The sequence below is a fragment of the Vibrio sp. OPT18 genome, from assembly GCF_015163615.1.
GTDB classification, from domain to species: Bacteria; Pseudomonadota; Gammaproteobacteria; order Enterobacterales; family Vibrionaceae; genus Vibrio; species Vibrio coralliirubri.
This window is the reverse complement of sequence record NZ_JADDYK010000021.1, coordinates 300,473-314,805: the sequence shown is the minus strand read 5'-3', so window position 1 is coordinate 314,805 and position 14,333 is coordinate 300,473. Positions and strand designations below refer to the sequence as shown.

The 14,333-nt window shown below is 44.1% G+C and carries 10 protein-coding genes; 6 read left to right on the top strand and 4 right to left on the bottom strand.

Annotated elements, in window-relative coordinates:
- Positions 1 to 467: 467 nt before the first annotated feature.
- Positions 468 to 2,906 (bottom strand): ABC transporter permease, encoded by a 2,439-nt coding sequence (locus IQQ51_RS03725; RefSeq protein WP_193840406.1) that lies wholly within the window; start codon positions 2,904 to 2,906, stop codon positions 468 to 470.
- Between the two features lies 1 nt (position 2,907).
- Positions 2,908 to 3,582, bottom strand: a complete 675-nt coding sequence (locus IQQ51_RS03720) for an ABC transporter ATP-binding protein (protein WP_004730959.1) — start codon at positions 3,580 to 3,582, stop codon at positions 2,908 to 2,910.
- Here IQQ51_RS03720 and IQQ51_RS03715 point away from each other — a divergent pair.
- The 5 genes from IQQ51_RS03715 to mrdA all read left to right on the top strand — a co-directional run bounded on the left by IQQ51_RS03715 (position 3,581) and on the right by mrdA (position 11,607).
- Positions 3,581 to 4,198: an arylesterase gene (locus IQQ51_RS03715; RefSeq protein ID WP_193840405.1), complete on the top strand. Its 618-nt coding sequence runs from the start codon at positions 3,581 to 3,583 to the stop codon at positions 4,196 to 4,198. The genes IQQ51_RS03720 and IQQ51_RS03715 overlap by 2 nt on opposite strands.
- A gap of 81 nt (positions 4,199 to 4,279) precedes the next feature.
- On the top strand, positions 4,280 to 5,479 hold the full coding sequence (gene fabV / locus IQQ51_RS03710; RefSeq protein ID WP_193840404.1) for an enoyl-ACP reductase FabV: 1,200 nt from the start codon (positions 4,280 to 4,282) through the stop codon (positions 5,477 to 5,479).
- A gap of 178 nt (positions 5,480 to 5,657) precedes the next feature.
- The gene (locus IQQ51_RS03705) at positions 5,658 to 7,565 is read left to right on the top strand and encodes a GGDEF and EAL domain-containing protein (protein WP_193840403.1); all 1,908 of its coding nucleotides are present in this window, start codon (positions 5,658 to 5,660) and stop codon (positions 7,563 to 7,565) included.
- Between the two features lie 120 nt (positions 7,566 to 7,685).
- Entirely contained in the window at positions 7,686 to 9,341 is a 1,656-nt protein-coding gene (locus IQQ51_RS03700) for an ABC-ATPase domain-containing protein (protein WP_193840402.1), read from the top strand.
- 367 nt (positions 9,342 to 9,708) lie between these two features.
- Positions 9,709 to 11,607: a penicillin-binding protein 2 gene (gene mrdA, locus IQQ51_RS03695; RefSeq protein WP_193840401.1), complete on the top strand. Its 1,899-nt coding sequence runs from the start codon at positions 9,709 to 9,711 to the stop codon at positions 11,605 to 11,607.
- A 125-nt stretch (positions 11,608 to 11,732) separates the two neighbouring features.
- Here mrdA and IQQ51_RS03690 read toward each other — a convergent pair whose 3' ends face one another.
- Positions 11,733 to 12,353 (bottom strand): DNA-J related domain-containing protein, encoded by a 621-nt coding sequence (locus tag IQQ51_RS03690; protein WP_048612688.1) that lies wholly within the window; start codon positions 12,351 to 12,353, stop codon positions 11,733 to 11,735.
- Between the two features lie 310 nt (positions 12,354 to 12,663).
- A complete protein-coding gene (locus tag IQQ51_RS03685) occupies positions 12,664 to 13,503 on the bottom strand; it encodes an isopenicillin N synthase family dioxygenase (RefSeq protein WP_004730947.1) in 840 nt (279 codons plus the stop codon).
- A gap of 201 nt (positions 13,504 to 13,704) precedes the next feature.
- Here IQQ51_RS03685 and IQQ51_RS03680 point away from each other — a divergent pair, with 201 nt between their 5' ends.
- Positions 13,705 to 14,310, top strand: coding sequence for a DUF2238 domain-containing protein (locus IQQ51_RS03680; protein ID WP_048612504.1), 606 nt, complete (start codon positions 13,705 to 13,707; stop codon positions 14,308 to 14,310).
- The last annotated feature ends 23 nt before the right edge of the window (positions 14,311 to 14,333 follow it).

Here is a 14,333-nt window from a genome sequence, read left to right as displayed (position 1 = left end):
TTCATTAAATCGGCATTATTGGGCAATTAGTTTTAAAAAATGCTAAAAAGAGTGGAATATAAGGTGCGATATTTTTTACTTATGCTACCAGTTGGTCAAATAAAAAACGGACTAAAGCGACGTATTATAAATAGTGCATGACTAGGGCGTGTTGACCTTTCGTGGTTAAATTTTGTTCGAGATAAAAGCGTTTTAATCGCGGCGAGGGGGAAGTAGCCTAGCCATTCTAAGTAAATCTCCCTCAACAAAGAGTAAAACGCTTTTAGCCGAACCCTTCGGGCAGCGTTTGCTGGTCATTTCTACTACGTTATCGGCTTCTCATGTAGGCTAGCTACACATCAAAGCCTCTGTCTTGTATAAATACCCAGCAACTCGCTGCAAAAACCAGCTCGAAAGATCAACACGCCCTAAATATAATAATCTCACTTTTAGACCGTTTTAAGCGCTTGGCTAGATCTCGCTAGCGACTAGCCAAAATCCTTGTTTACTGGTGCCAACAAACGTTTGATTAAGCTATTCACTACCGCGGCCAATGTGATGAACGTTAGCACCGGTAGCGCTATCCACAACATCGGGTGAAGTGAAGGTTGTAACTCAAAACCAAAGTTCATCACGCCTGCCACGCTGAGCTCAGAACCGAGCGCTGCAATTGATCCTGCGACTAACGCCATTAACCCGTACTCACACCAGATAGTATTGAGAATTCGCTTCCTACTCGCGCCTAATGTTCGATACAAGCGTATCTCTTGTTGTCTTTGAGATAAGCTTAGTCGCAATAGAGTGAAGATAAGCAACAGCCCCGCCACCACACCTAACGCCGCAAGTACCGTTATCGACCAAACAATCTGTTTAAGCAACTCTTGGATCTTGCTACCCATCTTACGAATATCCATCAAACTCACGGTTGGATGATTTCGAGAGAGTTCATTGAGCATCTGATTGTGTTGTTCTTCTAATCTGAAGCTCACGAGCCAAGTAGAAGGAATTGAGCTCAAGACATCTGGAGTAAAGATGAAGTAGAAGTTCGGCTTCATTTCACGCCACTCTACTTTGCGGATGCTATTCACCTTGGCAGAAACATTCTGGCTGTTGATTGTAAATGAAAGCTCATCGCCAATCTTTAGGTCAAGTTGCTCCGCGACATCCGATTCCACAGATACGCCCTGCTCTTGTGTCCAGCTGCCTTCTAAAACTTCATTGTACTCAGGAAAGGTATCTCCCCAAGTGAAGTTGATCTCACGGCTTAGTGCGTCTGTTTCTCCAGAGGTATCACTGTATTCTGACGCTTCAACACCGTTTATCGTCGTTAGCCGTCCTCGGATAATTGGAAACGCTTGAGTACGCTCTACTTCGTTTGCATCAATCGTCTCGAGATAACTGTCTTTCTCATAGCTTGCAATGTTAAGTGCAAACGCATTCGGTGCGTTCTCTGGTAAGGTTTGCTGCCAATCTGACAGTAAATCACTTCTTACCAACCAGATGATAGACAGCAACATCAGTGAAAGCGCTAAAGAGCCAAATTGAATCCCAGTTGCTAATGGTGTGCGATTAATTCGACTTAATGCCAAACGCATAGACGTAGATGTCGGCAACTTACCAACCAAACGCAGAACAAGCGTACTAACGACCGCAAGCACTAAGAACAGGCAAGCGATACCCGCTAGAACTATCCATACCAATAGATTGTCGCCATACATCAGCATCATTGGAATAATCGGTACCAGTAACAAGAGGTATTTCTTGTAGCTTTCATTGGACTGGTGACTTGATTGAATAACGCTGATTGCCGAGGTGTTGACCAAGCCAATTAACGGGATACCAAGAGCAGGAACACCAATTAGGATGCTTGATAAAATCGCCAATATTGCCGGTTCAATACCATAACTAGGAAGTGGCGTTGGTAATAAGTCGCCCAGAGGTATACGAAGCAAAAACTCTAAGCCGATACCGATGGTTATTCCCAGTACTGCACCGATAACCACTAATAGAGATACCTGTACAGACAACCATTTAACGATCCACTGCTTGCTTGCACCTAAACTCTTAAGCATCGCGATGGTTTTGCGACGACTCGCAACATAATGTTGGCACGTGAGTACCAAAGTGGTCGCAGCCATGATCACAACAATAGCCACAGTTAACGACAGATATTGAGTCGTGCTCTCGAACATATCATTAGTGCGACTTGCAGAATCTTGAGTACGCCAGCGATCACTTGGCGTTAATTCTACGCTGTCTTGCGCGGCTTGCAGTTTTGTATCATCACCGTTTAGAAACAGCCTAAAACTAACACGACTGCCCGGTTGAATCGCTCCCGTGGCATCGATATCGCTTGTATGAATCAGCACGGCTGGCATCTGTTGGAATGGGTTAAAGCTTAAGCCTGGTTCTTGAGTGATTCGTCCAGTTATCGCTAGATCGGCATCGCCAATAGTGACATTGTCACCAATCTCAACCTCTAACTGTGCGAATATGCGCTCGTCTAGCCAAAGTTCACCCGGCTTAACATGGTTACTTGATGCTTTGTCAGCGCCCTCTAAGATCATTTCACCGCGTAACGGGTAATTACTTTCAACCGCTTTCACCGTCACTAACTGCATCGAGTTGTCACTGAATGCCATGGTTGAAAAACGAGTCAACTGAGAGCTTTCTAACTGTTCAACCTGAGTTAGGTCTAACAAGGATTGTGGAACTGGGTTTGCTGAGATAAACACGCTATCGGCAGTAAGCGCATCTTTGCCCTGCTTAACAATTACCTGCTCCATACGTTCGGCCAGCGCCGACAATGCAAATACACAAGCAATAATAAGCGTTAAAGCGATTGAAACTGGCCACAACTGACCGTGTCGAATCTCTTCGATACTCCATGAAAACAGGCGTTTATTCAGTCCGTTTGATGAATTCAATTTAGACTTCCTCTATCTGACCGACATGCATCTTGAGTGTTCTTTGGCAACGTTGTGCAAGCTTAGGATCGTGTGTCACCAACACTAACGTTGTGCCGTGGGATGAGTTCAATTCAAACAACAACTCGACAATTTTGGCAGCAGTTTGTTGGTCTAGGTTGCCTGTGGGTTCATCGGCAAAAAGAATTTTTGGCTTAATCATAAATGCGCGCGCCAACGCGACCCTTTGTTGTTCACCACCCGATAGCTGCGACGGCAGGTGATCAAGTCTGTCTTTTAAGCCCACTGATTCAAGCAAAGCCGTCGCACGTTCGATGTCTTCGTCTTCACCTTTAAGTAAACAAGGAAGCGTGACATTTTGCAGCGCAGAAAGGCTTGGAATTAATAAGAAGCTTTGAAATACAAATCCTACCGATTCACTGCGGATCTTAGCCCTTGCCTCATCATCAAGCTGTGAAAGTGGCTGTCCTAATAAACTGATTTCGCCTTTCGTTGGTACATCAAGACCAGCAAGTAGCGTCATTAAGGTCGACTTACCCGCGCCAGACGTGCCGACAATCGCGACAGTTTCGCCTTCACGAATATCTATATCGACGTGCTCTAGGATTGTTAAATGTTCTTGATTAGTAGACACTGTCTTCGAAACAGCTTCTGCTTTAATGATGGATGTATGCATGACTCGACTAATTTCCTTTTTATTCTTTATTTTATTTTCAACCGCTTCTTTGGCTCAAGATACCGACTTAGATTCTAAGTTACTGGTCCTTGGTGATAGCTTGAGTGCTGGTTACAACATGGACATCAAACAGAGTTGGCCAAGCCTGTTACCAGACGCGTTAGCAAAGCATGACAAAACGGTAACCGTGGTTAACGGAAGTATTTCTGGTGATACAACGGGCAATGGTTTAGCTCGCTTACCACAATTGCTTGAAGAACATGCTCCAAACACCGTTCTTATTGAACTTGGTGCGAATGATGGACTTCGTGGGTTCCCACCGAAGCTGATATCTGCGAATCTTGACCAAATCATTGAGCAGATAAAAGCTGCGGGCGCCAAACCTATAATGATGCAGATTAAAATCCCACCGAACTACGGAAAGCGTTATAACCAACAGTTTGAATACGTTTTTGCAGCGCTTGCTGATCAACAAAACGTACCACTTTTGCCGTTTTTCCTAGAGCATATCATCCTCAAACCTGAGTGGATGATGAACGATGGACTGCATCCAAAACCAGAAGCTCAACCTTGGATTGCTGAATTCGTCGCCGAAGAATTATATCAGTATCTTTAAGTTTTAATGGTCTAGCTCAATAAATTTTACACAGCTTTACGTTAGCCTGAGTGCATATCACCGTTAACTGTAAGGTTATTTATGCTGATCGAACCTGTTATCAAGGGTGTGGTAGCCAAAAGCGCTCACCCTCTTGGCTGTCAAGAAGCCGTAAAGCAACAAATCAAGTTTGTTAAGAGTGCGCCGCAAATCAAAGATGGCCCTAAACGAGTATTGATTATCGGCGCTTCCTCAGGCTTTGGCCTTGCCGCTCGTATTGCCCTTACCTTTGGCGGCGCAAAAGCTGACACTATCGGCGTCTCATTCGAGCGCGGTCCAAACGAAAAATCCCTAGGTAGTGCTGGTTGGTATAACAACATCTACTTCAAAAAAGAAGCCGAACGAGAGCAACGCACTGCTATCAACATCGTTGGCGACGCATTTTCGCAAGAAACACGTTCACAAGTTGTCGAAGCCATTGAAACCTACTTCGAAGGTGAGGTGGATCTAATTATCTATAGCTTAGCTGCAGGCGTTCGCCCTAAACCAGATTCCGATGAGTTTTGGCGCTCTGCCATCAAGCCTATTGGTGAAAGCGTAACTGGCGCAACCATTTCTCTGGAACACGACCACTGGGTGACGAATACACTTGAAGCTGCGACGGAAGAAGAAGCCGAAAGCACACTCAAAGTGATGGGAGGCGAAGATTGGGAGCAATGGATAGATGAGCTCATCAACGCTGAATCTATTGCTCCGGGTTGCAAGACAATCGCGTTTTCTTATGTGGGTCCAGAAGTCACACACCCTATCTATTTAGACGGTACATTGGGACGCGCTAAGATCGACCTTCACCAAACCAGCCACGCTCTTAACCTAGAGTTAGCTAACTTTGATGGCAACGCTTACGCGACCGTCTGTAAAGCACTAGTCACTAAAGCGAGCGTTTTCATCCCGGGACTCAGCCCTTACCTACTTGCTTTGTATAAAGTGATGAAAGAGAAAGAGACCCACGAAGGTTGTATCCAACAAATGCAGCGTCTGTTTAACAGCAAACTCTATGGTCAATCAAAAGTACCACTTGATGGTGAGCGATTGATACGTATGGATGATTGGGAATTAGCCCCAGAAACCCAAGCGCACGTAACTGAACTACTAGAACAGATGGATGAAAACAACTTCCAAACTTTAGGCGATTACCAAGGGTTTAAAGAGGAATTTCTGCAATTAAATGGGTTTGCTCAACCATCGGTAGATTATAGCCAGAAACTTAATACAGAAGATTTTATAAAGTTAAAGCCTTAATCTGAAATTATCTCATTACTGAGACCCGGATTCACATTTGAAAACCTCTGCAAAATTGCGGAGGTTTTTTTGTGCAACATTTCTTATACTTAATTAACGCAAGGTTCACAGTTTATTCGGTTCATCATAATTAACACAGGATGTGTTGATGCATTTAGCATAATTGACTCGGAGTCATATGAAGAAAATAAAAACGATAGACTTAGATATTCCAGACGATATGGAGGCCGGTTGGCAGAACATTGTTGACCTCTTAGCTCAAATCACTCAAGTGCCTGCCGCGCTCATCATGCGTGTTCACGCCAACTATATTGAAGTATTCTCGACCAGTCGCAGTAAAAGCAACCCATACAACAAAGGTGATTCTGAAACTTTAGGCAATGGGCTTTATTGTGAAACGGTGATGGAGTCTCAACAACAACTTGTTGTGCCCAATGCCCTCGATGATCCTGCCTGGGAAAACAACCCAGACATAAAGCTCGGTTTAGTCTCTTATTGTGGCATTCCGCTGCTTTGGCCGAATGGTGAATTATTTGGCACTATCTGCATTTTAGACTCGAAAGAAAACCTCTACACACCCACCTATATCAAGCTTTTACAGAGCTTTCGCACCTCGATAGAGTCTCAGCTTAAAACCCTGTTTCAGCATGCCAAGCTCACTCAAATCAATAGAGACTTAAAAAATCGTGTTTACACTCGGACTAAAGATCTTGCGAGTCTTAATTATTCATTAAATCAAGAGATTGATAAGCGAAAAGCAGCAGAGCAAAAGATCAATTTCCAAAAGAATCACGATCTTGGTACCGGTTTTTTAAACCGAAACGCATTTGAATCTCGCTTAAACCACAAGCTACTGTCACAGAGAAGGCTGACAGACAGCTCATTTGCCGTCGTTCATATTGGTTTTACCAACGGCAGACGCATACAAGCACGATACGGCTATAACGCGTTAGACCAAGTGCTTGTTGAATACCGAAAACGCATCGACAGTATTTCTGATATCGATGTATTAACTGCACGCCCTACTTCGGTTGACCTCGTATTGGCGTTTAGCGTTAAAGATTTACACCATCGCCTTGAAGAACTTTGCCAGACGCTCGTTAAAGTTGGTCATTCAGAATTCGACATCGAAAGTGACAAAGTGCATTTGCACGCGTTTATTGGGATTGCAATTACCAACGACGAAGATGACGCGGAAAACATTCTGCAGAAATCTTCTGAAGCGATGTTAGCCTGTAAAGATTCAGGACAAAAGTTCGCTTACTACTCTCAATCTCATACTGAAGAACAAACCCACATCAATAAGATTGAAGGCTATTTGCTTCAAGCCGTTCGTAATGATGACCTTATGCTCTACTTTCAACCCAAAGTTTGCCCGTTGACGCATCGCTGGGTCGGTGCAGAAGCTTTGCTTCGTTGGCGACATCCTGTTTTGGGCGACATCTCTAACGAAACCCTGATCCACATGGCTGAGCAAAACGGTTTAATTTTTGAAGTGGGCAGCTTTGTATTGCGCAATGCGATTGAAACAGCCAAAGAGTGGTCCGAATACGTCGACGATTTCAAAATGGCGGTGAATGTGTCTGCGATTCAACTCAAGAACGTACACTTTGCGGAACAAGTGGTTCACCTACTCGACACCTATCATCTAGAGCCTCGTTTCTTAGAACTTGAAGTCACCGAGAGCGGCCTGATTGCCGACGAAGTGGTTGCCAAGAATACCTTGGAATCTTTGCACGATATTGGCGTTACATTGTCACTGGATGACTTTGGTACGGGCTACGCCTCTTTCAGTTACCTGAAGAAATTCCCATTCGATACTATTAAGATTGATAAGAGCTTCATCGACCAAATGCTTAACTCACACGAAGACTCGGAAATTGTTCGTTCTATTGTTCAAATTGCCAAAAAGCTCGACCTAAAAGTGACGATTGAAGGCATAGAATCGGAGGTTCAGGAGCAATTTATTATCAATGAAGGCTGCGATGTGGGCCAAGGTTACCTTTATGGAAGGCCAATGCCGAGCCAAGAATTCGAACACAGCTTAATCAATCAAAACTATTTGGGGACAACTCGTTACGCTTAAAGCGAAAAAGAGCAGTTAGTTTTGGATTTAGGCCTACTTTCTCTTTACTCTAAAGGTGGTGATTTTTATAATCGCCGCCTTTCTGTTTTTATCTTTCCCCTTATATAGGCATTCCTCGTTATGGATCAGTTGACTGCAAAGCTTAAAAAGCTCGAAAAACAAAACTACCGTGCATATCAACAAATTAAAGGTCAATACGACTTTGCTGATTTTGAATTACACATCGACCACATCCAAGGTGACCCATACGCGTCAGCTTCTCGTTTTCGTGCAACGCGCGCGTGGTCTTTGACCGGGTTAGATTGGCTGAAAGAAAAATCTTACGAATACCAAGTCGCCGCTCGTGACTTTATCGCACGTAGCTTCTCTGAGTTCGCGAAACAAGAGTCTACCGTGTCTATCGCCCTGACCGGTCAAACCGTATTAGACAATACAGCTGTTGTATTCACAGACCACGGCATCGAAATTCGTTTCCGTATTAATCTACCTGCTGATGGTCGTAGCATTCTTGCTAAGAAAGCGAACAACATCATCACTTTCTACTTACCGAAGTTTATTCGTCGCGCGACGCTTGAGCGTGAGTTAAACATCGATGCAATGATCAAACATTGTGAAACGGTTGAAGACCAAGAAGCTCTGCGTGCTCAATTGGATGAAAACAACCTAGCGGCGTTCGTTGCAAACGGCAGTGTGTTACCTCGTATCGCGGGTAACTGCGACCTTCCAATGAAAGACGCGGTACCTTTCGCGGCTCCAGAATCATTGAGTGTTACTTTAAACACGCCAAACCAAGGTGACGTGACTGGCTTAGGCATTCCAAAAGGCATTACGCTGATCGTTGGTGGTGGTTTCCATGGTAAATCGACACTGTTGAACGCCGTTGAACGTTCTATCTACAACCATATTCCTGGTGACGGTCGCGAAGGCATTGTAACTGCGATTGATACGATGAAGATCCGCGCTGAAGATGGTCGATGTGTGCACAGCTTGAACCTGTCAAACTACATCAACCATTTACCTATGCAGAAAGACACGTCTGACTTCAGCACACAAGATGCGTCTGGTTCTACGTCTCAGGCGGCTTGGTTACAAGAATCGATTGAAGCCGGCGTTCAAACTCTACTTATTGATGAAGATACGTCAGCGACTAACTTCATGATTCGTGATGAGCGTATGCAAGCACTAGTGTCAAAAGGCGATGAGCCAATCACGCCACTTGTCGACCGCATTGGTCAGCTTCGTGAAGAGATGGATATCTCTACCATTGTTGTAATGGGCGGCTCTGGTGATTACCTAGATGTCGCGAACACTGTGATTCAAATGCACGACTACCAAGCGGTAGATGTGACTGAAAAAGCAAAAGACGTGATTGCTCAGCACCCTACTCAGCGTACTAACGAATGTGAAACTGCTTTAGAAACGTTTGTACAACGTTCATTGAACCGTGCTTCACTGATGAACATTCTGACTGACGGTAAGTTCCGTGTTAACGCGAAGGGTAAAGAGTCACTGCGTTTTGGTAAAGAGTTCGCAGACCTTTCTGCGCTTGAGCAATTAGAATCACCGTCTGAAGTGAATGCGATCGGTTGGGCTTGGTTCCAATTCGCGCAAACTCCAGGTTGGTCAAACAATCCTGCGAAAGAGTTCAACGCTATTTTAGAAAACGAATGGCACGCTAATATGCCTAACTACGGTGACCTAGCGAAGCCAAGAACATTAGATGTGATGGCTGCTCTGAACCGTATGCGTAAATCTCAGTTCAAGCCCTCGAACTGATTTCGTTAAATATCGGAATTATTGTGCTTCTTGGCTTTTGAAGTTCTAAGTTTCTAACTTTCTTAAGCTATTAAGTAAGCAAATTAACCTTCTACGGCTCTCATTCTGAGGGCCGTAAATTTATCTAATCTCTAATCACCTAACCGCTAGTGTTATCAAAACTCTTTACGCTATAAATTCATAAAACCAATCTTTACATCAATTACTTATCATCTTGTGCAATAAGAAAACTATAGGCGCTGTTTACTGCCATCTAATACTGTCGATCCCAAAAATCATGACATAGCTTTTACAAAACCCTAGTGATATTCAGATAAAGTCCCGATTCGACAGGTGTAACCAAATGTAACAAACCCTTGAGGCTTCAATGAATCATAAACGCGTTAAGATGCGTGACCATAAAATCGAAGTGAACCTATTCAAAAACCGCGTAATCGTCGCGTTTTGTGGGATCTTGATGTTCACTCTTGTCTTAGTCGGTAATCTATACCGACTTCAAGTTGAAAATTTTAAAAGCTATCAAACCCGTGCCGATGGCAACAGAATCAAAGTATTAGCAATCGCCCCTACTCGTGGACTTATTTACGACCGTAACGGCGTGTTGCTTGCAGAAAACAAGCTTGTCTTTGATCTGACGATGATTCCAGAGCAAACCGATGATGTCGATGCAATGCTCGCCAAGCTAGACAAATATGTCCCCCGCGATGCTGAGCAGATCGCTCGTTTCAAAAAACGCTATCACAACACCCGCCGTTTTAAATCTGTGACTATTCTAGAGAACTTAACAGAAGAAGAGATTGCTAAGTTCTCTGTGCATCAGTACCAGTTCCCCGGTTTATCTATCGATACCAGCTTAAAGCGTTTTTACCCGAATGGTGAGGTGCTTACCCATGTTCTTGGTTACGTGGCGCACATCAATGATAGCGATCTCAGAAAGCTTGAAGAACAAGGGATAGAAGCGAATTACCAAGCCACGACAATCATAGGAAAACTGGGGGTTGAACGTTATTACGAAGATATCCTGCACGGCACCAAAGGTTATCAAGAAGTCGAAGTAAACAGCCGTGGTCGAATAGTCCGAACCATTGAGTATGTGCCGCCAGTAGCCGGCAAAGATATCGTGTTAAATATTGACCTTGAGCTGCAAAAATATGTCTTTGAGCAACTTGATCACCGAACTGGAAGCGCGGTTATTCTCGATCCGAAAGACAACAGCGTGTTGGCGATGGCATCAAGCCCGAGTTACGACCCTAACCTATTTGTCGACGGTATTTCGAGTAAGAACTATCAACGCTTATTGAATGATCCGGCTCACCCGTTAGTAAACCGCACTACTCTAGGCGTTTATCCTCCTGCTTCAACCGTTAAACCATTTATGGCTGTGGCAGGACTGCAAGAACATGTCATCTCTGAAGATACCATTCGTAACGACCACGGCGTTTGGAGAATTCCTGGCTCTAAACGAAACTCTAAATCGTGGCGTGACTGGAAACGTTGGGGGCACGGGCCTGTCGATGTCACTCAAGCCATTGAAGAGTCGGTAGATTCATTCTTCTATCAAACTGCTTTTGATTTGGGCATTGACCGAATTTCAAGTTGGATGAACCGATTCGGGTTTGGTGAACCGACAGGCATCGATATCTATGAAGAAAGTACCGCCAACATGCCGACTCGAGAATGGAAGATGATGCGTTATCGCACCCCTTGGTATCAGGGCGACACAGTTCCGATTGGTATTGGCCAAGGTTATTGGACATCGACACCGATGCAACTTGCTAAAGCAACGTCAGTATTGGTTAATCATGGTAAGGTGATGCCACCTCATATCTTGAGAGCCACCTTAGATCACGGCGAAGATTTCAGTACACAACAACTTGTCGAACCGGAGCCAATGCCTTCAATCACCGAAGTACCGGATAGAATTTGGGATGTGCCAATCAACGCGATGCGACTCGTAAACCACGGTAGTCGAGGCAGCGGCAGACGTGCATTTAAGGGAACTGAATACACGAGCGGCGGTAAATCAGGAACTGCACAAGTCTTTGATCTTGGGAAAGATCAGGTCTACAACTCGAAGAAACTCGCTAGGCATTTACTTGACCACGCGCTTTACACGGCTTTCGCACCGTATGAGCACCCTGAATATGTCGCAACTGTGGTTATTGAACACGGTAACGGCGGTTCAAAAGTCGGTGCACCTTATATCCGTAAAGTACTCGACTATGCCTTTGAACATAAAAGTGGCGAGAGCAAAGATCACTCTTAGCACCAATAACTTAAGTCACTACAGCACATAGCGTAATGACGACAAAGCCCCACTTGTGTCACTCACAATGTGGGGCTTTCTATCTTAGGATTCTACTCAACTAGGCAGCTAAAAATGCCTGTCGATTATGAGCTTCTTAATACATGCCATGCTTCACAGAGCGTCTGAAATTTTGCGGTGTTGCCCTCGTCTCTGTCTGGATGCCATCTCAACGCCAGTTGTCGCCAACGCTTTCTAATCTCATGGTGAGTAGCGTCTAAAGGTAGCTCAAACAGGTTTAACGCTCGGCTTCGGTCCATATCGAGCTCATCACCACCCACAAACTTTCTGTACCGAGTCCAAAATTCGTTCAACAGCCTTTTGACTTCGCCTTCGTCCGCTTCATAGTTAACCCAATTAATGTAGTATTCTCGAAGTGGGTCTTGATGATCGATGCTGTGACTGCTTCCGTGATAACGACCATTCATTAATTCGATGTCCATCGCTTGGACTTGTAGCCAACCATCAGGGTGTAAGGTTTCTTGAAGCTGATAAAGCGCATTCATGATAAGGAAGTTCTTCTTAAACAACTCTTTCTCAGGCACTGCATCTAACACTGGCACAAACCCAAGGTCGTTCAGATGAGCTGCCAATGTGTGTACTTTCCATCCGCTTGGCTTTTGCTTAAGCACTTCCATTATCGGCCAAAGCAATGGGTTTTCCATATGGCAATGAAAGTTTGCTCTCACATCTTGATGATTCGACATAGTTGACTCAGTTAGCTTCTCTGAATTAATGGATTTCTAGAACAGTCGATACTATAAGTGACCTATTTCACATCCGTTGCGTATCTTCTTTAATTGAAAGCGATTTTCTACGATTTGTCGAGCTTAAGGACAAACAACTTTCTAACGCTTGGCTTAAAGGCACCTTTCATCGTCAAAAACTGAGTACCATTTCGTTGAATGCAACCGTTAGTAATAAAGCCGCTCTTCTTTGGCACGGATACAAAAAAGGTCAGCAATTTAGCTGACCTTTCACATCTATCCCAATTTTAGGGACGAAGCACTGAACTCACTAGATAACGCCAAGCTCTCTCAGACGTTCCATTAGGTATTCGTTTGCTGTGTACTTTTCAGATAGTACTACTTCTGGTTTCGGGTGAAGGAATAGAGGCAAAGAGATACGAGATTTCTCTTGGCGTTCACCTGATGGGTTGATTACACGGTGAGTTGTCGATGGGAAGTAACCACCTGATGCTTCTTGAAGCATGTCACCGATGTTGATGATCATGTTACCGAAATCACATGGAACATCTAACCACTCGTCATTTTGAGCTTTAACTTGAAGGCCCGGCTCGTTTGCAGCAGGAAGAACCGTCAGTAAGTTGATATCTTCGTGTGCCGCAGCGCGGATTGCACCTGGCTCTTCATCACCTTGCATTGGTGGGTAGTGAAGAACACGAAGCAGAGTCTGTTCACTGCCGTTGATCATTTCTGACAACGCAATAGAGAATTTCTCTTGTACTTCTTTAGGAGCATGAGCTTCAACCCAACCTAGCAGCTCTTGAGCAAAAGCATTTGCACGTTGGTAGTAATCTAGAATCTGTTCTTTCAGCTGCTCAGGAATTTGACCCCATGGGTATACATGAAAGTACTCTTTGATGTCTTTTACAGTGTGCCCCTTAGCAACTTCAGACACTGAAGGTGGAAAATATCCATCTTGTGTTTCAACATTAAAGTGGAAGTTCTCTTTTTCTTCAGAGATGAAGAATTGGTACCAGTTTTCGTAAATTGACTCAACAAGCTCTTTCGGGATTGGGTGGTTCTTAAGAACACCAAAACCAGTTTCACGTAGAGAGCGAACAAATTGTTCTGCTGCGTCGTCAGCAAGGTAATCGACAGTTTCCAGTTTCATGACTTTCTTTCTTGTTATGTAGTAATAGTGCGATTTTAAGGATCGCTTTGTTGTAAATCAAACTTTTGTGAAACTCTAGCAACCGTTTGTCTAGATACTGGGCGATAACGCTACTTTTCAACAAATCTGGTGATTAAAGCCCAATTGAACACTGTTCATTATTGTGTAACACTAATAAAAACTTCGACGAGAGATCTTGATATGACAATCACGCCACTTGCTCAAAATCGACCATTACTGTCATTGACGACGCTGTATCTGATTGTGTTTCTATTTTCAGCGTTTGCTCCCTCTTCAAGAGCGGTATGGATTGCCGAAATTGTCCCAGCGCTTGCGATATTGGTCGGTATCTGGTGGTTATCAACCAAGCTCACCTTCACTAAGACAGCCTACGTTTTGATGTTTATCTGGCTGATTTTGCATACGATAGGCGCAAAATATACCTTCGCGGAAGTGCCATTTGATTGGTTCAATAACATGATAGGTTCTGAACGTAATAACTTTGACCGTGTCGCGCATTTCTCTATTGGCCTTTATGCTTACCCACTCGCTGAGTATTTGATTCGTAAAAAACTGGCTCAACCGGTGCTGGCATGTTTCTTTGCGCTATTTGCGATTATGAGTGTTGCTGCAGGTTATGAAATTATCGAGTGGTGGTACGCGGAGATTGCAGGTGGTGATGAAGGTATCGCGTTCCTTGGTTCACAAGGCGATATTTGGGATGCACAAAAAGATATGCTGTGTGATACCACGGGCGCAATTGTCTCGCTATTACTTCTTAAGCTTCAAGGGCGTGTCAGAGCTTAAAGTTTTATTCTGAGTATCAAAAG